Here is a 21,556-nt window from a genome sequence, read left to right as displayed (position 1 = left end):
CTTTGTCATCATCATGACGAAACGTCCATGATGCTCATAAAAAATATATCATATACACATCTAGTTATCTATACCAATTTGTCCACATTCATTTGAATTCCGCTCTTTACTCTTTTTGCGTAAAATGTGGTAAGCTATTGAATAGAATGAAGTTATAGAAAGCGGGAATGAACAGTGATTGTCAAACATGATCATGAGTTAAAAGCCTTAAAAAAAGTCGGCCGAATTGTCGCTTTGGCAAGAGAAGAAATGAAAAGCCAAGCGAAACCAGGCATGTCTACAAAAGAACTAGATTTGATTGGGAAAAAAATATTAGAAGAACATGGGGCGAATTCAGCACCTGAAAAGGAATATGACTTCCCTGGAACGACTTGTATCAGCGTGAACGATGAAGTTGCTCACGGTATTCCAAGTGAAAAAACCATTTTACAAGAGGGCGACCTCATCAATATTGATATTTCAGCAGAGCTGGACGGCTATTATTCCGATACCGGCATTTCTTTCGTATTAGGTACAGGTGATGCTCGTCTTGAAGCATTATGCCAGTGTGCAGAGGATGCATTCCTCGAAGGGTTAAAGCATGCAAAAGCCGGCAAAAGACAAAATCAAATTGGCCGTGCGGTCTACAATACAGCAAAAGAACAAGGATTTACTGTCATTAAAAACCTGACAGGACATGGCATTGGGAAAAGTCTCCATGAAGCACCTAACCATATTTTGAACTATTATGATCCATTCGATAATGCTTTGTTTAAGAATGGCACCGTGATCGCCTTTGAACCTTTTATTTCAACAAATGCTGAATCGATTTATCAGGCTGATGATGGCTGGACCTTTAAAACACCAGATAAAAGCCTAGTCGCACAGATTGAACATACCATTGTGATTACAAAAGACGAACCAATTATATTAACGAAGCTGTAAGCCTGCTAATCCCCTTCTTCATTGGAGGGGATTTTTTCATTTCCCTTTCACGAATCTGTCACGGCTAAACAAAAATGCCTGTGGTAAAATAGGCAAAGATATGCGAAAGGGGTCTTATTTGATATGTGGTTCATCATCATCGGCGTAATCTTTTTGATTGAAAGTATTATCTTAACGGTTGTAGGTATTAAGAAAAAACAATCCATGATGACTTACCTTGGTATTGTCATCATGATTATGACGGTCGGCATGATCATCGTTACCCTTAACCCACCAAATTCATAAATGATTATTTCCAGCATATACATGGATCATAGGAAGATAGAATCAGTTTTCATTTATTCATACCTGCACACTTTTCACGTCCTTTTTTGAGATGTTACAATGCAGGCAGTTTCAATTGAAAGGAGTTTTCTATCATGCATTATGGTAGCAAAGGCTGGTATGTCGAAGAATTAAAGAAGCTTGGTGTGACCAAGCATGAAGGAAGAAAGCTTCAAAGCTTAAAAACATATTTCCTTGCAAATCTTCTTGAGCAAAAGAAACCTAGCTCATAAGCGCTAAAAAACCGTACATCTTATACTGATGTACGGCTTTTTTTAAATGGGCTGAACTCGCTTTTCTAAAGACTTCCTCACGACATCTGCTAAGGCATCTACTTCAAGAACGGCTTTCAGCCTCTCTGGACTTGTTTGACGATATTTGACCTCGTTCACTTCATGGACTGTAATATGATGAGATGCTTTTTCGACTAATACAAGAGAAGCATCAGCAGGCACTAAGCCTTCTTTCAGCACCCGTAAATAAAAGCCGGTATACCCCGTTTGCTGCACTTCCTTTACAAGCTTCATGTTGCCATGCTTAAAAGATAGTTTCACACACGGCTGCCTTGGCTGACTCACTTCAACAAGTGCCTCTCCAAGTTGAAATACATCGCCAATTCGCACTTCTGTTTCAACTAGTTGATGAACGGTCACATTCTCACCGAAGGCAGCTTCCTGTAACGGAACCCCTAAAAACTGCTCGAAATAAGTATAGTGATCGTATGGAAAGACGCAGACGGCTTTATCATATCCTCCATGATGAACCAAATCACCTTGACCATCTCCCTCAAAATTGACCTTACTCAAATAGACAGGCTCATGTATTCGCTTTTTGTTGATGGCTGTTTTGATTTCTTTTCCGTTTGCATAGGTCGTGATGGGTTGTCCTACTTGAATTCCTACTATGTCATATTTCTTATGTCCCACGATGACCATCTCCTTTGATTGTCTCATGGCTATTATTTTACATCGTTAGACAATGAAATCATAGTCGGGTGCGTGAAGGTCAGTTACATGCTATGGTACGATGAGAAAAAAGGAGAGATGACATTGATTCATTATCATGCCATTATCACAGGACGGGTGCAGGGAGTCGGCTTTCGCTATTTTGTACAAGGAGAAGCCGTCAATCGCGGGATGAAAGGCTGGGTACGCAACACAGATGAAGGACATGTCGAGTTAAAGGTAGAGGGTGAGCTGCAGGAAGTGCTTGATTTCTTAAAGACAGTCCGGGAAGGAAGCCCTTTTTCAAAGGTCACAGATATGCAAATGGAGCAGCTCCCTGAGTTCGCTCATTATCAGGATTTTCGCATCAAGGGATGAAGTTTTCATCAAAAAAACAAAGAAGACAAAGTGCTAAAATCAAGATCATTTTAGCACTTTGTCAACAATCAAAAAACCTAGCTTTCGCTAGGCTCAGGCTGTCGAGAAAATCTCGGCAGCTTTATTTTTTCCCTTAAATTTTCCACCACTCCATTTTATAATAGAGAAAAGCATTCTAAAGGAAGGTGTTTTTCTCATGTTCCACACTAGAAATTCTTCTCAGCACGAAGCCGAATTTGTATTGCTAGATCAACTGGTAGAAGAGGATCACCTGCTTCGTAAAATTGATCAGTACATTGATTTTTCATTTATCGTAGATAAAGTAAAACCCTATTATAGTGAGAATAAAGGTCGTCCTTCTCTTGATCCGCTTATTTTGTTCAAAATGATGTTTATCGGATACCTTTACGGTATCCGTTCTGAAAGACAACTCGAAAAAGAAATTTACTATAACATGGCGTATAGATGGTTTTTAGGTTTGAACATCAATGACCCCGTTCCCCATCACTCCACTATTAGTTGGAATCGTCGTACTCGATTTAAAAATACAACGATTTTTCAAGACATTTTCGATGAGATTGTGCTTCAAGCTATCAATCATGATATGGTAGGAGGTCGCGTTCTTTTTACTGACTCAACTCATCTTAAAGCCAATGCTAATAAACATAAATATACGAGAAAAACGATTGAACAAGATACCCAGAACTATATCAATGATTTAGAAGAAGCAGTCCAAGAAGATCGGGTGGCGCATGGAAAAAAGCTCTTAAAAGTAAAAGAGGAGGTGAAAACAGAAAAAGACATTCGTCAAAGTATGACTGATCCTGAAAGTGGCTATCTATATCGCGAAAACAAGTCTGAAGGCTTTTTCTACCTAGACCACCGGACAACAGATATGAAGTATAATATCATCACCGATGCTCATGTCACGCCTGGAAATGTCCATGATTCTGTTCCATATCTTGATCGGTTAGATCACCAAATCGCACGATTTGGTTTTCAAGTAGAAGCTGTTGCGCTTGATTCAGGTTATTTGACAACACCAATTTGTAAAGGTTTATCTGATCGACATATTTTTGGTGTCATTGCCCATAGACGTTTTCATCCAACAAGAGGATTATTTGAGAAGTGGAAATTTCAGTATGATTCTGAAAATGATCATTACATATGCCCAAAAGGTGAGAAGCTTTTATATACGACAACAGATCGAAAAGGTTATCGATTCTACAAATCAGATCCTAAAAAATGTGCATCGTGTCCTTTCCTTGAAAGATGCACAAGGTCGAAAAATCATCAAAGAGTCATCTCAAGACACATATGGGAAGAACATAAAGAAAAGATCAGACAGAATCGTCTAACTGTCTCTGGAAAAGAGCTATATAAAAAAAGAAAAGAAAAAATAGAGCGAAGCTTTGCAGATTCAAAACAACTGCATGGGCTTCGCTACTGCCGGTTAAGGGGGAAACAAAATGTGAGTGAGCAAGTCCTCCTCACAGCTGCGTGTCAGAACATGAAAAAGATTGCCACACACCTAGCGAGGCTAGGCTAGGTGTGTGGGAGGCCTTTTTCATTAAATCTCATCCATCATAATTACGATGAAAATAAAAAAGCCTGTAGAAAAACATGAGTTTCTCTACAAGCTGAACCTAGCTTTCGCTAGGCTTTTTCTGTTCCATGATAGGGCTTTTCTTGATAAAAATAATTCGGCTTCACAATGGTATTGTCATAATGCTTGTGGAAGATGTGGGTCGCAGCTGGTGAGACCGGTGGAATCAGCCAAGTCCAGTCCCCAGTAAGCTTACGGTCAGCCTTTTCTTCTTGCTTTTCGAACTGTTTGAATTGATGTGCTGCTGTATGGTGATCAACAATGGTCACCCCTGCTTCTCGGTAAGAATGAAGAACCGCCACATTCAACTCAACAATGGCTTTGTCCTTCCAAAGCGACGCATTCTTTGTCGTGTCCAGTCCTAAAATCGAAGCGACTTTTTTCAGCATATTGTAGCGATTTTCATCGGCTAGGTTACGTGCGCCAATTTCTGTGCCCATATACCAGCCATTGAACGGCGCTGCATTGTAATGAATACCGCCAATCTCCAATTTCATATCAGCAATAATCGGAACGGCGTACCATTTCAGTCCTAAATCACGAAATCCTTCATATTCCGGATGGGTGATCTCGACTTCTTGGACAATTTCTTTCGGTAGCTCATACAGAACTGGCGGTTGATTCTTTAGTTGAAACATGAGAGGCAGGATATCAAAATGCGTGCCTTCACCTTTCCAGCCATGGGCTTCACACAGCTTAGTTAATTCAAGAGAAGCCTCGTCGCCGATGATACCATACTCCGTCTCATAGCCTGCATAACGAACGAGTTGATGATTATAAATGATGACTTCCTTTTGCGAATCATTTTCTGGAGGAAAGATCGTAATGGATGGTTTGATTTTCCCATTATTTGTCGCATACTCAATATGATGAAAGAGTGCCTCTTTCACCTCTTCTTCTGTCTTCACATGACGGCAGTCGTGAACATGCAGGGTTGACCAAAATAAACGGCCAATGCAGCGGTTGCTGTTGCGCCATGCCATTTTCGCTCCGTGCGCCAATTCCTCTTGTGTGTGAGTATACGTCCCTTTAGAGTCAATTTCTTGTTTTATTTCATGCAGTCGTACTGCCTTCTCTTCATTTGACTTGCCCAATTCTTCATAGCATACAGAAATAAAAGCTTCTGCTTCATTCCACAACGCTTCTTGATTACTCAAACATACTCGCCTCACTTTAATACGAATATATCCATTGTAGCGGTTTCTATTTATAAATTCACTAGTTTCAAACCATTTTTTATCATATCATCCGACCATTGTCCTTAGAGCGCAGATGAATCAATCCGTTTAAGGGTTTGCTCGAGCCAGCGGACATAGCCTTTTTCTCTTTCAATTGCCCTTGTCAGCACTAAATAATGCCCAAATTGCGCTGAATAAAGCGATTCAGCACCCGGATCTTCCTCTGTTAACGCGAGCAGCTTCTGCTTTAGCATGTCTACTTTCTTCGTGCGCTCTAGTAGTTGATGTGTAAACAGGTCAGCCGCTTCCTTTTTGTCCATAGAGGAGATGAAAAATGTTTTGAGCATGAATTCATCCTTTGTTGTTTCTGGGATCGGGTCTTTTGTCCTTAACCATTGATGCAATGCTGCTTGTCCTGCCTCTGTGATTTGATAGACCTTTTTCTCCAGCTTCTTCCCTTGTATACGAACATCAAATTCAATAAACCCTTCATCTGTGAGCCGTTTCAGCTCAGGGTAAATTTGGCTATGTTTCGCACTCCAAAACTGTCCAAGAGAATCCTTAAAATGTTTGGTGATATCGTATCCAGTCAGCTCACACTGATCTAGTAAGCCAAGAATGGCATATTTCAAAACTCTCATGATGTGCCTCCAACGCTTATTCTTTGACAATAGTATACCATAGACTTTAAAATAAATATGTAAATCACGACATGTTTGAAACAACATCATTCTAATGAAAGAAGGAATAAACATGGATCAATTCGTTGGACTTCATATGATTTATACGTATGAAAATGGCTGGGAATATGAGATTTACATTAAAAACGATCACACCATTGACTACCGCATCCATAGCGGAATGGTTGGGGGCCGCTGGGTCCGTGATCAAGAAGTGAACATTGTAAAGCTGACAAAAGGCGTTTACAAAGTTTCTTGGACAGAACCAACTGGGACAGACGTCTCTCTGAACTTTATGCCTGAAGAAAAACGCATGCATGGCGTTATATTCTTCCCAAAATGGGTGCATGAACGTCCAGATATCACCGTTTGCTATCAAAATGACTACATCGATCTTATGAAAGAATCTCGTGAAAAATACGAAACATATCCAAAATATGTTGTTCCAGAATTTGCGGACATTACGTATATTCATCATGCAGGTATAAATGACGAAACCATTATCGCCGAAGCACCATATGAAGGCTTGACTGATGAAATAAGAGCCGGACGAAAATAAAAAAGCAGCACGCACTGTGCCGCTTCTAAATTGTAGACAAAGGGCTAAAATGATGTTGATTTTAGCTCTTTTTTATTTAATGCCTAACGTCCTTTTAGATAGCAAGAAACGGTACACTGGCAGTTCATCGCCTTCTTTTGAAGCAATCAATCCAGATGACATATAGCTATCTTTTGATTCTGGCTCAAGGGCAAGTGACAACAAATTCGTTTGTGGCTGCGCCGTGACATATACCTTTGTCCCTTTTGGTAGCTGACGTTTCTTTTGGATGAGTTCTGTTTCAAGCTGAATATCTTTTTTGCTCTTTTCGTCTCGTTTTGTTACTTGATAGGCTTGTACCGGTACTTTAACACTGACAGGCAATGTGACACTTTTTAACCCTAAGATTTGCAGCTTCCGTTCTACCCCTTCATGTCCAGGTAAAACAAGATAAGCTGTCGGTCGTTCTCTCGACATGACAGGATTCGCATCGCTTGCACTGTGAAAACGTACAGGGACATTGATGGTCTGTCCTTTTTCAATATCTACCATTTTAAGCGAATCATCCACAGGCGCTTTGAAATCATCTTGAATGACTACTTGGTCGTCATCATTCGATTGGAGACCTTTTTTCACCAGCTTCAAACGCTCCGTCACCATTTGCTCTTTCACCTGCTTTGCATGTTTCACCGTTGTTTCAATGATTTTTTCATGTGTGGTGACTTGCGCTGCGACGCGGCGGGTAAAGTCCTCTCTTCCAATTCCAATTCCTCTGCTTTCTACAAGAAAGGATAGCGCTGGCGAGAGTCCCAGAGCATTTCGACCAATTCTTGCATCCGTTCCGCCTTCATAGAGATCGATCTTTCCATCTTTTCCTTTTGTGCTTGTATAATATAAATCATTTGAAAACCCTTGATTTGTCAACGTTTCACGGACGCCGCTCACGTATAATTCATTTGACGTCAGCCGAATGCTTTCCGGAATATTCAAGTTCTTCCCTGATAAGATCAATAAATCGTGATATTTGAGTGCACCCGCTGAGCCGATATCATCAAACTGCTTTTGTCCTACATCGTATTCATGGGCATCAATGACCACTTCTGGAGCATACCGATTAAATTCTTGATGCAAGGCTGTCAGCTCTGGAGATTCTAATGTCATATGATCACGGTTCCCATCCATTCCGTTTGCAAGCCTGCGGTCAAACGCATAAGAACCGTCAGGATTAATTCTTGGAACAATGATGATATTGACATGATTCAGTATACGCTCTCCTTGTTTACCTGCTAATCGTTTTGCGATGACGAGAGCCGACTCACCGGAGGCTGGTTCATTTCCGTGTATTTGTGCTTGAAGCCAGATCGTTGGCTTTTTTGAAAGTGGAGAAATATGACGATCCTTTGTGAAGTAGAGGGCTGGAATGGACCGTCCTTCAATGGATGTTCCAATCTGTTTCTGCGTAGCGTAAGGACTTTTGCGGACAATGTCACGTAAGAATTGTTGAAGCTCTTCTTGCGTGGTGAAGGCTTCTCCTTTTTTCTGAAATGCGGGGGTATCAAACGTCTCGTCAAGCTCAGGGTATAGCTTCTTCACTGAAGCTGGCTGTTCATAACTTTTTCCATAATAAGGGGTATCTGCATGAGCTGAATCTGGGCTCACCATCGACAAACTTCCTGCTATGAGACATACTGCAGCAAAAAGAATCGTGCCTTTTCGGTTGGACATGCTATCCTCTCCCTTCGTTGATTTGCATTATAAAGAAAAAAACAGTAAAAGTGTCAGTATTTTTCAAAAATATATCTTTTGGAGGAACAGATATGCTTTTTGTATAGGGCAAATGAATCGAGCCTGCTCGGCAATATGACCTAAAAAAAGTGCCTGCTCAGGTAGCAGACACTCTTTTATTTACCAAATGGAGATGGCCCCAATGAGTACCGACATGGCCGTCATGGCGACAACTGCAAGCACAGCCCATTTCATCCCAAACTTCTGATGCTGATCCAATGATACACCAACTAGTCCAACAAGTAAATGAGTGGATGGTACAAGTGGGCTTAACATATGAATCGGCTGGCCAATAATAGAGGCTCTTGCGATTTCAATTGTATCAACACCGTATGCTGCCGCTGTTTCAGATAGGATCGGCAGGACCCCGTAAAAGTATGCATCATTCGGCATAAAGAAGGTAAATATCCCGCTCGTAAGCGCCACAATAACCGGTATAAAGCCGCCAAGCTGCTCAGGAATGGCAGATACAATCGATATCGCCATTTCATCAACCATTTTCGTGCCAGTTAAGATGCCTGTAAAAACCCCTGCTGCAAAGATCATGGAAGCAATCGCTAAGACGTTGGTTGAGTGAGCCGCAATCCGCTCACGCTGCTGTTCAAGGTTCGGATAGTTCACGATAATTGCTACACAGAAAGCAAGAACAAATAGGACTGTTAAGCTGACTTTTCCTGAGACGAGAAGGAGCACCAATAACAACGTAAGCGTTAGGTTAAACCACCAAAGTTTCGGTCGCTTGATGTCATCCTGTAGTGCCGCTGCCATTTCATTTGCATGAATCGGCTGTTCGAGTTCAATGACACCAAGACGCTTTCTTTCAGACTTCCCAAGAAAGTATGCCACCACAATCATGCTCAAAACCCCTGCACCAATGACTGGAATCATCGGGCCAAATAAAAGTGATGGATCCACGCCAAGTGCACTTGCCGCTCTAGGTGTGGCTCCTCCCCATGGAATCGTATTCATAATTCCCATGCCGACTCCGGCAATCCCCGCTAAAATAATCGGACGGATGCCAAGCAGCGTAAATAATGGAAGCATCGCTGTTGTTGTAATCATGTATGTTGTTGTCCCGTCTCCATCAAGTGCAACAAGCATGGTCAGGACAGCTGTTCCGACGACAATTTTTAAAGGATCGCCTTTGACAATGTTTAAAATTTTTGCCACCATCGGATCAAATAAACCAGCGTCAATCATAATGCCAAAGTATAAAATCGCAAACATGATCATGACCGCTGTTGGTGCGACTTGCTGCACACCTTTGACAATCATGTCAGAAATCTCTGTAAAATGAAAACCTGCAATAAGAGCAAATGCAATTGGCGTTAATACCAATGCCGTTAAAACAGACATACGTTTCGTCATAATCAAAACCATAAATACAACCATCATAAGAAATCCTAAGATTGCTAGCACTTTGTTCACCCCTTATGTTGTATACGCTTTCATTAAATGTTGGTATCCCATTTCCAACCCTTTCTGTCATGATATCTGACGCCTGAATTGAAGTAAATATTATGAATTTTAATTCTTTTTCGGGCAATAAATGCTTTTTGTTCATTTTGTTCAAACCTTGATTTTAATGGATTCCATGAAAAAAAGCGGTCTCACTCGACCGCTTGTTCTCCTTGAATAAACTGTTCATATCGCCTTAATTGATCTTCCATAAAGATCTTTGCTTCTTTGCTGTTCATATAACGACTTGTCCAGCCCTTTTGCTTTAATTGCTTTTTCCACGACTTCGTTTGTGTCATTTTTTGAAGAAGCTGATCCCATTCACGTATATCTTTTTGACTCATTTGTTTTGGGCCCATCACACCACGCCAATGAGAGAAAATGAGCGGGATGCCTTGCTCTTTCCAAGTCGGCACATCTTCAAATCCAGCTAAACGCTTGTTCGTCGTGGTTGCCACAAGCTTTAGCCTTTTCTTTTCATAGTCATGACGAACCTCTGTAATCGTGGTCGTTGCTGCATCGACTTCATGATCTATGAGCGCTTGGAATAAATCATCTGCACTGTCAAATTTCAAAAATTGAATACGGTATGGATCAATTCCAGCCATTTCTGCCGCACGTGCGAACGAGATTTGATCATCATTACCGAAATCTGGGGCAAATCCAATTTTTAAGGAATCTGGTTTCTTCTTTAGAGTGTTTAACAACTCCTTCCCGTTTGAAAAGGGCGAATCGACTGGGACTGCGACGACCTGCCACTCCTCTGCCAAAATGGCGAGCGGTGTGACATCGTTCATTGTCATGTTACTGCTACCAAGCAAATTACGGCTTAACAATAAACTTGAATTTAAACTAATATAGTTGGTTTCTCGCTCTAGCATATATGTCCATCCTTTATCCACCGTTCCGCCTCTTTGATAAAGGATATTCACCGGCTGCTTCACCAGCTTTTCTTTCTCAAGCACTGATTTCATCACTTGAGCTGTTTGGTCAAAGCCGCCATCAGGAACACCAGACACCACAATATATAATGGGCTGTGCTCCAGGAAAGAGTCGCCTCCCTTTTTTTCATTAAAGGTGAGCGCCAGACAAAGACATATGATGATCACGATAAGGCATATTGCTTTTTTCATGTTTTAAGACTCCGCTTGCTTTTTGGCAGGATAATATTTTCGCTCTGGTCTGCCAATGATTCCATACGCAAGTTCTGCCCGGCATTCTCCAGTTGTCACTAGATACTCCACGTACCGCCTCGCTGTTGTGCGTGATGCCCCCATTTTTTCTCCGAGTTCTTCTGCTGAAATTCCATCATTCTCTGATTCTATCAACGTTTTCACCTTGTCCAAGGTCAGTGAATTGATCCCTGTAGGCAGGTCTCTGTCACCCTTTTCCTTTGGTTCTTCTTGCATCTGTCCAAAAAACAAATCAATCATCGTTTGATTGACTTCATCCTTGGAATTGATCATGTCTTTCTTCTCTTTATATTCCGTTAAAACTTGCGCAAACTTTTGTGCAGTCACTGGTTTGATTAAATAATGAACCACTCCGTATTGAAGAGCATCTCTTAAAAGTGTCGTTTCCGTCGCCGCTGTGATAATCATCACATCTACTTCTGGATAGCGTTCTCTTAAAAGCGGCAACAGGTTTGTGCCGAGTTCATCGGGCATATACACATCAAGCAAGATGAGGTCGACTTGTTCCTGTTGAAGCGCCTCCCACATATCTTTTGCACTCTTTGCCTTTCCGGCGACTTGAAATCCTTCTATTTGTTGTATATAAGATGCATGAATGGCTGCGATTCGAAAATCATCCTCCGCAATGAGTACCTTCATCACCATTTATTCCCCCTTTGTGCCTTTCGGTATGTATGCAGTGAAGATGGCACCGCCTTCTTTTTGGTTCGTCACTTCAATCCAGCCTCCAAGTTCATCCAGCACTTCTTTCACATTCGCTAGCCCGTAGCCTCGTCCTTCCCCCTTTGACGAATGGCCTCTTGTGAAAATATGTGAAAGTTCTTCCTCGCCTACTCCATCACCTGAATCAGATACTTCTATGATAATATCAAACCCAATATCTGTGATGAACAGGCTGACCTCGCGCGTATCCTTATTTAGTACAGCCTCAAAGGCGTTATCTACCAGATTACCAATGATGGTAATAAAGTGAGATAAACTTAAATGTGCTGGGAGCGGCTCCAATGAACTATTTTCGTCAATGTGGAAATGTACCTTCTTCTCAGAGGCTTTCCCTAGCTTGCCAAGTAGAATGGCTTGAATTTTAGGAGATCGTATTTGCTTCATCAGTAAATCGTGCTGACGGTTTTGCAGCGTATATTCTTCCTTTATTAAGTCAATGGCTTCATCCACTTGCTTCAGCTCAAGTAAACCTAAAATGGCATACAGCTTATTTGAGAATTCGTGCGTTTGTGCCCTCAGGTCTTCTGAATATTGGCTGACCTCTGTTAATGTATCCAGCAGTTTCGTCAGCTCTGTTTTCTCCCTGAAGCTCACAATCCCACCAAAGACACGGTTGTCTTGCACCACTTTTTTCACATTTAAAACATAGGTTTTATCATTGACGACGGTTTCGATGTTCGGTTCAATCGTCTCCTCCTTTAAATAGAAAAGGAGATTGGCTTTTGGTAAGACTTGATCAATATGAAGCGGCAGCTCGGATGAAACGCGAAGCATCTGTTCAGCAGATGTATTCATCATCGTCATCGCGCCTTTGCGGTCAAATGCAATAATCCCTTCTTTTATCGCAAGCAGCATCGCTTCTCTTTCTCGGAATAATGAAGCAATTTCATGCGGTTCAAGCCCTAATGTATCTTTACGAATACTTCTTGTTAAAAAAATCGCTCCGAATATACCTGGCAAGAGGACAAGTAGAGCAATATAGCTAAGCTTGAATAGTTGATGGGCTGTCGCTTGATCGATTTCCTTTTTTAAAAATTCGACGGTGACTGTGCCAATAATTTCTTCATGCTTGCCTGTTTCTTTCATAATTGGGGCACTACCTCTGACAACGGTTTCACCATTAGAATCACCCGCTGATATGGAGGTTCCCCCAAATAGCAGGGTACTTCTTCCCCTAAATACACTGATGGTTTTGCCTACATTCTCATGGTTCGTATGAAAAAGGACCTTCCCCTTTTGATTGGTAATGAAGATGGCATGTGCTTTGACTTGATCTTTCATTTGCTCAAGTACTGCCTGTTCCTCGTCCTGAGACACGGATGAGGTAGCCACCGATGTTTTAATGGGCGGCATATATGAGATTGTTCTAGCGGTTTGCACCGCGAGCTGTTCAGCTTGTCGCTGCCTTTCTGACGTCTGTAGAAAACCAAAGCAAATGGTCAATAACGCAATGACAACAAGCAAAAGCCCGATAATTAACCCTAAGATTTTCGTTTGCAAAGTGACTTTCCTTTTGCCCATCCTCACCGCTACAACCCCTAATTCAACTAATTTCATCAACTAGACTCTAAGAAAATCATATCATTTTTTCTCACTAAGTTAAGAGAAAATTCATTCAAAACAAAAAAGGACGACTCATGATTGAGTCATCCGAATGTGTTCATTACGTGATTGATAAACCAGCACTCGCATAGCCTGCTACAGTATTCAGTAAAGATAGACCTGTAGCTGTTGCAGAGAAGACAACGAGCAATCTTGTTTCAGGTGTGACTGGTACATTTAAACCAGTCGCAATACCATTTGCAATAGCACCCAGTGTTAAAACTCCGGTTAAAGCTGGGGCTAATGTGACACTCGCTACTTGTGTGAAACTGTTATTTGGTGTCGGTGAAGCGAATAGACTAGCCGTTACGGTAACACTTGTGCCGACCAAAGAAAGTGCTGCTGTTGTACTGAAATAACCGGCAAATGACGTAATCGTTCCAGCTCTCGGAACTGAGAACGCCATGTTGATTAAAGTGCCTGCAGCGCCTGTTAAATCAATGATTCCGCCTAAAATACTGACACCTGTCGCTGAGTTACCAAATCCGATCAAGCTGGATGTTCCAGCGAGACCGCCCGCAACTGTCGTCAAGACAGCAGGTGTACCTGAAGCAAATGGAATGATCGCACTCGATCCTGTCACACCTGTTGGACCTGTAGCCCCGGTTGCTCCTGTACCTGTGACGCCGGTTGCACCGGTGACTCCGGTTGCTCCCGTGGCTCCTGTTAAACCTGTGGCTCCGGTGACTCCTGTGATACCGGTCGCACCTGTATCTCCGGTGGCTCCGGTAGCTCCTGTACCCGTGGCTCCCGTAGCTCCTGTATCACCCGTTACACCGGTTGCTCCGGTGACTCCTGTGACACCGGTCGCACCTGTATCTCCGGTGGCTCCGGTAGCTCCTGTACCCGTGGCTCCCGTAGCTCCTGTATCACCCGTTACACCGGTTGCTCCGGTGACTCCTGTGACACCGGTCGCACCTGTATCTCCGGTGGCTCCGGTAGCTCCTGTACCCGTGGCTCCCGTAGCTCCTGTATCACCCGTTACCCCGGTGACTCCTGTATCTCCGGTTACCCCTGTGGCACCAGTAACTCCGGTGGCTCCGGTCACACCTGCGGCTGCCAACAACGTATAGTCTGGCGACGTATCTGGTGTACCTGTTGGTGGTGCTGTATTCACAACATAGGTTCCACCATCAAATGTCACCACTTGACCTACTGGATAGGTTGGAGCTGTTGCTGGATCAAATGCCACAATGCCAGTTAATCCCACACCGGTTACTCCGGTCGCACCAGTATCGCCCGTTACCCCGGTAGCTCCGGTGGCACCGGTGGCTCCAGTTAATCCCGTGGCGCCTGTATCACCCGTTGCACCAGTTGCTCCCGTGGCGCCGGTTACTCCTGTGGCGCCTGTATCTCCGGTTGCACCGGTCACTCCTGTACCCGTGGCGCCGGTGGCTCCTGTATCACCCGTTACACCAGTTGCACCGATGGCTCCCGTGGCACCTGTATCACCCGTTACTCCGGTGGCTCCTGTAACACCTGCGGCTGCCAATAACGTATAGTCTGGCGACGTATCTGGTGTACCTGTTGGTGGTGCTGTATTCACAACATAGGTTCCACCATCAAATGTCACCACTTGACCTACTGGATAGGTTGGAGCTACCGCTGGATCAAACACTGTGACTCCGTCTAAACCTACTCCGGTTGCTCCTGTGACTCCGGTCGCTCCTGTATCGCCTGTTGCACCTGTGGCACCGGTTACTCCTGTCGCACCCGTATCGCCCGTTACACCGGTTGCTCCTGTAACGCCAGTCGCACCTGTACCGCCTGTTGCACCTGTGGCGCCGGTTACTCCGGTCGCTCCTGCAGCTGCCAATAACGTATAATCTGGTGACGTATCTGGTGTACCTGTTGGTGGTGCTGTATTCACAACATAAGTTCCACCTTCATATGTCACCACTTGACCTACTGGATACGTTGGAGCTACCGCTGGATCAAACACTATGACTCCGTCTAAACCTACTCCGGTTGCTCCTGTGACTCCGGTCGCACCTGTATCGCCTGTTGCACCTGTGGCGCCGGTTACTCCGGTCGCTCCTGCAGCTGCCAATAACGTATAATCTGGTGACGTATCTGGTGTACCTGTTGGTGGTGCTGTATTCACAACATAAGTTCCACCTTCATATGTCACCACTTGACCTACTGGATACGTTGGAGCTACCGCTGGATCAAACACTGTGACTCCGTCTAAACCTACTCCGGTTGCTCCTGTGACTCCGGTCGCTCCTGTATCGCCTGTTGCACCTGTGGCACCGGTTACTCCTGTCGCACCCGTATCGCCCGTTACACCGGTTGCTCCTGTAACGCCAGTCGCACCTGTACCGCCTGTTGCACCTGTGGCGCCGGTTACTCCGGTCGCTCCTGCAGCTGCCAATAACGTATAATCTGGTGACGTATCTGGTGTACCTGTTGGTGGTGCTGTATTCACAACATAAGTTCCACCTTCATATGTCACCACTTGACCTACTGGATACGTTGGAGCTACCGCTGGATCAAACACTATGACTCCGTCTAAACCTACTCCGGTTGCTCCTGTGACTCCGGTCGCACCTGTATCGCCTGTTGCACCTGTGGCGCCGGTTACTCCGGTCGCTCCTGCAGCTGCCAATAACGTATAATCTGGTGACGTATCTGGTGTACCTGTTGGTGGTGCTGTATTCACAACATAAGTTCCACCTTCATATGTCACCACTTGACCTACTGGATACGTTGGAGCTACCGCTGGATCAAACACTGTGACTCCGTCTAAACCTACTCCGGTTGCTCCTGTGACTCCGGTCGCTCCTGTATCGCCTGTTGCACCTGTGGCACCGGTTACTCCTGTCGCACCCGTATCGCCCGTTACACCGGTTGCTCCTGTAACGCCAGTCGCACCTGTACCGCCTGTTGCACCTGTGGCGCCGGTTACTCCGGTCGCTCCTGCAGCTGCCAATAACGTATAATCTGGTGACGTATCTGGTGTACCTGTTGGTGGTGCTGTATTCACAACATAAGTTCCACCTTCATATGTCACCACTTGACCTACTGGATACGTTGGAGCTACCGCTGGATCAAACACTATGACTCCGTCTAAACCTACTCCGGTTGCTCCTGTGACTCCGGTCGCACCTGTATCGCCTGTTGCACCTGTATCGCCTGTTGCACCTGTGGCGCCGGTTACTCCGGTCGCTCCTGCAGCTGCCAATAACGTATAATCTGGTGACGTATCTGGTGTACCTGTTGGTGGTGCTGTATTCACAACATAAGTTCCACCTTCATATGTCACCACTTGACCTACTGGATACGTTGGAGCTACCGCTGGATCAAACACTGTGACTCCGTCTAAACCTACTCCGGTTGCTCCTGTGACTCCGGTCGCACCTGTATCGCCTGTTGCGCCGGTTGCACCAGTTTCACCAGCAGCTGCTAACAATGTATAATCTGGTGACGTATCCGGTGTGCCCGTTGGCGGTGCTGAGTTGACAAGATACGTTGATGTTGGCACTCCTGTATCAACGAGGGAGTTTCCTCTTTCATAGTTCATCAATTGACCTGTTGGATACGTAACCACTTGGCCTACTGGATACGTTGGAGCCACTGCTGGATCGAATGGAACAACACCGGTTAAACCTAGACCAGTAGCTCCCGTAATACCTGTTGCTCCCGTATCACCCGTTACACCGGTTGCTCCTGTGGCGCCGGTTGCACCAGTTTCACCAGCAGATGCTAACAATGTATAATCTGGTGACGTACCTGGCGTACCTGTAGGCGACGCTGTATTCACTACATACGTACTTCCTTCGAATGTAACGACTTGACCTACTTGATACGTAGGTGCTATCGCTGGATCAAATGCCACAATACCAGTTAAACCTACGCCGGTGGCACCGGTTGCTCCTGCCGGGCCTGTTGGGCCTGCTGGACCTGCTGGACCTGCTGGACCCGCTGGACCTACTGCACCCGCCGGACCTGCTGGGCCTCTTCTTCCTCTCCCGCCTGGCGGACCTTGAATCACACAAATACAAGGATCTTTTCCGCAACAAGGATTTTTCACTGGTTTTCCTTGCTTACTTGGTCTTCCATTCTTACAACTATCACATTCCCAGCCATCATCCTTATATCCATCATACCAGCTTCCTTTTTGGTAGTGGTCGGTCGAATGAGTTGGATATGTCTTTCCACATTGTTTACATCTTCTCATAGAATCACCCCCATCCATCGTATTCATCGTGATCGATAAAGGTGTATGTACAATTTTATTTTTATAAAAAAAATTTGAAAGGTCTTGCATTTTAAGTGCAAGGCCCTCTCTCCATCGTTAAAATGTCATCATCATTTTAAAATCTTTTCCTACCATACTATATTCAACATCTGCGGGACGGATCGCCTCTTTTAGTTTTTTCACCCCATTTCCTTCAAAAAAAGTAGGTGCATTCTTGCCTCCAATTAATAAAGGTGCCATATAGATAACAGCTTCGTTCACAAGGGATGCTTCTAAAAATGACGCACTCACACTACCTCCAGCCTCTACAAGAACTGACATGACAGAACGTTCCTTTAGCATTCTTAACACGTCGTGAATATCTGTCCGCTGCTCTCCGCTTGTGATATAGACTTGATGCCCTTTTTCTATCAGCTGTTCATACTTTTTTTGATCATACATGCGCGAGGTACAAATAATGGTTTCCGCCCTACGATCTGTTAAACATTTCGCATGAAGTGGAATCCTTAATGTGGAATCTAAAATCACGCGAATGGGCTGGGTCATGTTTGAATCTTTCACAATAAGACCTGCATCATCTTGAATAATCGTTTCGACACCAGTTATCACAGCATCTGCTTCTTGGCGTAATTGCTGCACTTCTTTTCTCGCCTCTGTTCCTGTGATCCATTTGCTTTCAAGATCAGCTGTGGCAATTTTACCGTCTAATGAAATGGCTGATTTTAAGATGACGTAGGGAATGTCTGATTGAATGAAATGAAAAAAAGGCACGTTTAAGCGGTCTGCCTCCTGTTTACATATTCCTTCATCTACTTCGATCCCAGCTTGTTTCAACATGGTCATTCCCTTGCCTGCTACAAGCGGATTCGGGTCTTGCGTCGCAATGACTACTCGTTTCACACCACTTTTGATAATCGCTTCTGTGCAAGGACCCGTTTTCCCATAATGTGAACAAGGTTCAAGCGTCACATACAGATGAGCTCCCTTCGCATTCTCTCCTGCCATTTGCAGTGCATGAATTTCAGCATGAGGTTCGCCCGCCTTCATGTGCGCACCCATTCCAACAATTTCACCTTGCTGTACAATGACTGCACCGACAAGCGGGTTTGGAGAGGTTTGTCCTTTCATTGCCTTTGCGTTGGCAATCGCCAGTTCCATATAAAACACATCGTCTTTCATGTGAGTCTCCTTTCTTCTCTTTCAAGGGAAAGAACTCCTTCAGGAAATGAAGGAGTTCTATTCTCATATTTTTTCCATCCGTTTCTTTTCAGATCGATCATAGTAAGGCAAGGAATAAAAAAGTTTATATGATGCTCGTTGTTTACAAAAACAGCATTTGCGACATTCATATTTATTAATGAGGAGCACATGCGGGCAATTGAGTACCGTCAGGCCTTTTTTCATATGTTCCTTGCAAACACTTATCATGAGAATCCCCCGCTTACATTCTTTTTCTTAATGAGAGATTACTTCTTTTGGAAATTGTTCAAATAAGCGCAGTACTTCGGTATACGTGCCATCTTCTCGAATATGATAAATCCCACCATCATAGGAACTTGCGTATACATCATTGCCTAATTGTCTAATGGCACTTATCCCATTCTTGGCAATTCTAATTGGACCGGTATTGAACCCAAGCTCTGGATTCCACACTACGACATAGCCCCAATAATCTCCGCTCACAATATAACCAGAGTCTGTGACAGAGACCGATTTAATCGAATACTGATGTTCATTATGCTGGTCTAAAATTCTCCCTGTATGCAAATCAAACAATCTCACATTCTTGTCACGGCTGACAATGGCAATACGGTCTCTTTTACTATCAATGAATACGTCATTTAACAGCTCTGTCGCCCCGATATATTTCGCTTTTAAAGACAAGCTCTTCTTATCTAACAGACAGATGGTTCCTTCTACCGCAGCTGTGATGATATGATCTCCTTCTACTTTTAATGCCTTCACAGCACAATCGTGTGCTTTGGATCGGCCCATTTCCTTTAAATGCTCTGTCGAAATAACATGCACATAACCGCCGTAAGTTCCAATATAAAATTGCCGGTCCTCCTCATGGAAATACACACTGTTGACCGGTCCTGTATTGAGATCAAATGAAACCATTTGCTTTAATGATTCATGAACAATATGCAACTGACTTGCATGATCTCCCCACGCATAATAGCTTCCATCTCGTGCGACAGCCACTCCATTTGTTAAAACGCCTGTCGATTTAGCAATTTCAATCCCGTTCTTTCTAAATTTTCCATCATCCGATGCTGTGATGATATCTCCCGCATCAGTCAGCGCAATATCATTAATAGATGGTGTCGCCATTTCGATCTCATCTGATACCACTTTTCCTTTTTCAATAGACCATTCACAATACGTTTTTCCAAAGCTGGCTCCTAGGATGGATTTCTCATCTTCCGTCCAGACAAGCGAGCGCTCCCACTGATATTTATGAGGTAGAAGCGTATCGACTAAATCCCCTGTTTCGTAATTCCACAGCTTAATTAAATGGTCATATCCCGCTGTCAGCAAGTAATTGCCGCTTGGAGAAAAGTTCACCCGTTTGACGCCCTGTAAATGAGCTTTGATGATTTTTTTCTCCTGTAACGTCACCGCATCATAAATAATGACGGTGCCATCGTCTCTGCCAAGAGCGAACACTTCTTTTTGATTGCTGCCGCTGATTGTGTCAAGCTCATAATCAAACGGACCAATTTCCCCTACAATTTCTCCTGTATCATACAGCCACACAAGAACATAGCCGTCATCACCTGTTGTATAAGCTTTATCGCCATGTATCCATACCGCTAATACATCTTTGCTATGTCCATGGAATTCTCTTAGGATGGCTCCTGTTTCGATATCCCAGACTAAGCATCTTCTATCTCTGGACACCGAGACTAGCAACGTATCCTGCTTCGCAAAAGCAACGGCTTCTACATCATCAGCATGACCAAACAAGGTGCGAATGTGGGTATGTGTGCCTGTATCATACAATTGAATGGTGTAGTCTGACGAAGCACTAGCTAAGTACTTTCCATTTTCAGAAAGAGATAAAGAGTTAATGATATGCTCGTGACTTCCAATAAACGTCCCTTCTCCTGTCGCTCGGTTCCACTGATATATACAGCGGTCATAGCCGCCAGTGTAAACAATTTGATCCTGCTGAGTTGATAAAACAGATGTAATTGGTCCTCTATGCATAATTTTACACTCCCACCTTTATATGTTGTTTTTGACGAGTCATTATACGAAAGCCAGTAAATCGAAAAACGGGATCTGGGTGCTTTCCGTGTCTTCTGGCGACTCTGCATAAATCTCCGCCTCTTGCAAAGGAGCCGCCTTTTAAAATGTAGTAATCACTGCCTAGCGTCTCCGTTAAATCATCTACAACCTCAATGCCGCCTTCGTACACATAATATTTGGTGTTGACCCATTCCTCGATGTTGCCCCCCATATCATAAAGTCCGAATAAGGATCTTCCCTTTTCGTAATGGCGAACAGGCGTCGTTTTTTCGATATTTGATTCGTACGTATTACAGTAAGAAGGGTCAAACTCATCTCCCCAAGGATATTGATTTCTCGTATTACCCCGTGCAGCATATTCCCATTCTTCTTCCGTAGGAATCGACACGTCTATCCCGAGTTTACCGCTCAGCCACTGACAGAATGAGAAGGCTTCCTCGATCTCCATGCCCCACGCCGGATGATCTTTCCCTCCACCGAGTTCTTGATTCGTTAAGCTCTCCGGGTACGATTGGCCTGTTTCATCACAATAGCTTTGATACCATTCATTGGTGACAACCGTATCTGAAATGAAAAATTCATTGATATACGGCTGATAGGATGGAAATTCTTTGTACAGCCATTTTTGAAATTTTTTCTCACGGCCGTAAGTTGGATTGAGAAGCTTGTCCTTCCAGAATTCTGATGCCTTTTTCATATCTTCTTCATTACTTCCGATTGTTGCATAGCCGCTTGGGATTTGAATCCAATTGATTTCAGGTTTCACG

Annotated in this window: 18 protein-coding genes; 6 read left to right on the top strand and 12 right to left on the bottom strand. The window is 43.9% G+C overall.

All coding sequences use genetic code 11. The annotated features are described in order from the left end of the window. Positions 1 to 174: 174 nt before the first annotated feature. From map to NKR21_RS03945, 3 genes are all read left to right on the top strand, one after another. Positions 175 to 924, top strand: a complete 750-nt coding sequence (map, locus tag NKR21_RS03955; RefSeq protein WP_144457399.1) for a type I methionyl aminopeptidase — start codon at positions 175 to 177, stop codon at positions 922 to 924. Between the two features lie 123 nt (positions 925 to 1,047). Next, entirely contained in the window at positions 1,048 to 1,209 is a 162-nt protein-coding gene (locus NKR21_RS03950) for a hypothetical protein (RefSeq protein WP_003214360.1), read from the top strand. Positions 1,210 to 1,343: 134 nt separating this feature from the next. Beyond that, positions 1,344 to 1,481 (top strand): YflJ family protein, encoded by a 138-nt coding sequence (locus tag NKR21_RS03945; RefSeq protein WP_003214303.1) that lies wholly within the window; start codon positions 1,344 to 1,346, stop codon positions 1,479 to 1,481. 42 nt (positions 1,482 to 1,523) lie between these two features. Here NKR21_RS03945 and NKR21_RS03940 read toward each other — a convergent pair whose 3' ends face one another. Next, on the bottom strand, positions 1,524 to 2,174 hold the full coding sequence (locus NKR21_RS03940; protein ID WP_041815267.1) for an MOSC domain-containing protein: 651 nt from the start codon (positions 2,172 to 2,174) through the stop codon (positions 1,524 to 1,526). 123 nt (positions 2,175 to 2,297) lie between these two features. On the opposite strand from NKR21_RS03940, the gene NKR21_RS03935 reads away from it, so the two are divergent. Further along, positions 2,298 to 2,570 (top strand): acylphosphatase, encoded by a 273-nt coding sequence (locus NKR21_RS03935; RefSeq protein ID WP_186299658.1) that lies wholly within the window; start codon positions 2,298 to 2,300, stop codon positions 2,568 to 2,570. Between the two features lie 196 nt (positions 2,571 to 2,766). Beyond that, positions 2,767 to 4,119, top strand: a complete 1,353-nt coding sequence (locus tag NKR21_RS03930; protein ID WP_253602460.1) for an IS1182 family transposase — start codon at positions 2,767 to 2,769, stop codon at positions 4,117 to 4,119. Between the two features lie 107 nt (positions 4,120 to 4,226). On the opposite strand, the gene NKR21_RS03925 is transcribed toward NKR21_RS03930, so the two are convergent. After that, positions 4,227 to 5,333 carry a nitric oxide synthase oxygenase gene (locus NKR21_RS03925; RefSeq protein WP_144458546.1) on the bottom strand — a complete coding sequence of 369 codons (1,107 nt, stop codon included), beginning with the start codon at positions 5,331 to 5,333 and terminating at the stop codon, positions 4,227 to 4,229. Positions 5,334 to 5,437: 104 nt separating this feature from the next. Continuing rightward, positions 5,438 to 5,995, bottom strand: coding sequence for a PadR family transcriptional regulator (locus NKR21_RS03920; RefSeq protein ID WP_012009246.1), 558 nt, complete (start codon positions 5,993 to 5,995; stop codon positions 5,438 to 5,440). Positions 5,996 to 6,107: 112 nt separating this feature from the next. Between NKR21_RS03920 and NKR21_RS03915 the strand changes: the two genes are divergently transcribed. Then, entirely contained in the window at positions 6,108 to 6,593 is a 486-nt protein-coding gene (locus NKR21_RS03915) for a phenolic acid decarboxylase (RefSeq protein WP_012009245.1), read from the top strand. Between the two features lie 72 nt (positions 6,594 to 6,665). Here NKR21_RS03915 and NKR21_RS03910 read toward each other — a convergent pair whose 3' ends face one another. The 9 genes from NKR21_RS03910 to NKR21_RS03865 form a co-directional block, all read right to left on the bottom strand. Continuing rightward, entirely contained in the window at positions 6,666 to 8,297 is a 1,632-nt protein-coding gene (locus tag NKR21_RS03910; RefSeq protein ID WP_144458547.1) for a M14 family metallopeptidase, read from the bottom strand. Positions 8,298 to 8,477: 180 nt separating this feature from the next. After that, a complete protein-coding gene (gene citM, locus NKR21_RS03905; RefSeq protein ID WP_144458548.1) occupies positions 8,478 to 9,776 on the bottom strand; it encodes an Mg(2+)/citrate complex secondary transporter CitM in 1,299 nt (432 codons plus the stop codon). A gap of 191 nt (positions 9,777 to 9,967) precedes the next feature. Then, positions 9,968 to 10,948 carry a tripartite tricarboxylate transporter substrate-binding protein gene (locus NKR21_RS03900; protein ID WP_119124553.1) on the bottom strand — a complete coding sequence of 327 codons (981 nt, stop codon included), beginning with the start codon at positions 10,946 to 10,948 and terminating at the stop codon, positions 9,968 to 9,970. A 3-nt stretch (positions 10,949 to 10,951) separates the two neighbouring features. Beyond that, the gene (locus NKR21_RS03895) at positions 10,952 to 11,650 is read right to left on the bottom strand and encodes a response regulator (RefSeq protein WP_041816163.1); all 699 of its coding nucleotides are present in this window, start codon (positions 11,648 to 11,650) and stop codon (positions 10,952 to 10,954) included. 3 nt (positions 11,651 to 11,653) lie between these two features. Further along, entirely contained in the window at positions 11,654 to 13,252 is a 1,599-nt protein-coding gene (locus NKR21_RS03890; protein ID WP_144458549.1) for a sensor histidine kinase, read from the bottom strand. A gap of 142 nt (positions 13,253 to 13,394) precedes the next feature. Further along, positions 13,395 to 17,513, bottom strand: coding sequence for a collagen-like protein (locus NKR21_RS21140; protein WP_301287527.1), 4,119 nt, complete (start codon positions 17,511 to 17,513; stop codon positions 13,395 to 13,397). 117 nt (positions 17,514 to 17,630) lie between these two features. After that, positions 17,631 to 18,713 carry a bifunctional diaminohydroxyphosphoribosylaminopyrimidine deaminase/5-amino-6-(5-phosphoribosylamino)uracil reductase RibD gene (gene ribD, locus NKR21_RS03875; protein WP_144456659.1) on the bottom strand — a complete coding sequence of 361 codons (1,083 nt, stop codon included), beginning with the start codon at positions 18,711 to 18,713 and terminating at the stop codon, positions 17,631 to 17,633. 276 nt (positions 18,714 to 18,989) lie between these two features. Further along, positions 18,990 to 20,747 carry a WD40 repeat domain-containing protein gene (locus NKR21_RS03870; protein WP_012009237.1) on the bottom strand — a complete coding sequence of 586 codons (1,758 nt, stop codon included), beginning with the start codon at positions 20,745 to 20,747 and terminating at the stop codon, positions 18,990 to 18,992. A gap of 4 nt (positions 20,748 to 20,751) precedes the next feature. Further along, complete coding sequence (locus NKR21_RS03865; RefSeq protein WP_144456661.1) at positions 20,752 to 21,555, bottom strand: formylglycine-generating enzyme family protein; 804 nt, start codon at positions 21,553 to 21,555, stop codon at positions 20,752 to 20,754. Position 21,556 lies beyond the last annotated feature (1 nt).

The sequence above is a fragment of the Bacillus sp. 1735sda2 genome (genome assembly GCF_024159245.1).
Classification (GTDB): domain Bacteria; phylum Bacillota; class Bacilli; order Bacillales; family Bacillaceae; genus Bacillus; species Bacillus pumilus_O.
Note: the sequence above shows the minus strand (reverse complement) of the source record. Positions and strands in the feature narration are given on the sequence as shown.

Coding starts and splice junctions, on each gene's coding strand:
- NKR21_RS03950 (WP_003214360.1), top strand. CDS start 1,048: ATGTGGTTCATCATCATCGGCGTAATCTTTTTGATTGAAAGTATTATC.
- NKR21_RS03945 (WP_003214303.1), top strand. CDS start 1,344: ATGCATTATGGTAGCAAAGGCTGGTATGTCGAAGAATTAAAGAAGCTT.
- NKR21_RS03930 (WP_253602460.1), top strand. CDS start 2,767: ATGTTCCACACTAGAAATTCTTCTCAGCACGAAGCCGAATTTGTATTG.
- NKR21_RS03920 (WP_012009246.1), bottom strand. CDS start 5,995: ATGAGAGTTTTGAAATATGCCATTCTTGGCTTACTAGATCAGTGTGAG.
- NKR21_RS03915 (WP_012009245.1), top strand. CDS start 6,108: ATGGATCAATTCGTTGGACTTCATATGATTTATACGTATGAAAATGGC.
- NKR21_RS03910 (WP_144458547.1), bottom strand. CDS start 8,297: ATGTCCAACCGAAAAGGCACGATTCTTTTTGCTGCAGTATGTCTCATA.
- NKR21_RS03900 (WP_119124553.1), bottom strand. CDS start 10,948: ATGAAAAAAGCAATATGCCTTATCGTGATCATCATATGTCTTTGTCTG.
- NKR21_RS03890 (WP_144458549.1), bottom strand. CDS start 13,252: ATGGGCAAAAGGAAAGTCACTTTGCAAACGAAAATCTTAGGGTTAATT.
- NKR21_RS21140 (WP_301287527.1), bottom strand. CDS start 17,513: ATGAGAAGATGTAAACAATGTGGAAAGACATATCCAACTCATTCGACC.
- ribD (WP_144456659.1), bottom strand. CDS start 18,713: ATGAAAGACGATGTGTTTTATATGGAACTGGCGATTGCCAACGCAAAG.
- NKR21_RS03870 (WP_012009237.1), bottom strand. CDS start 20,747: ATGCATAGAGGACCAATTACATCTGTTTTATCAACTCAGCAGGATCAA.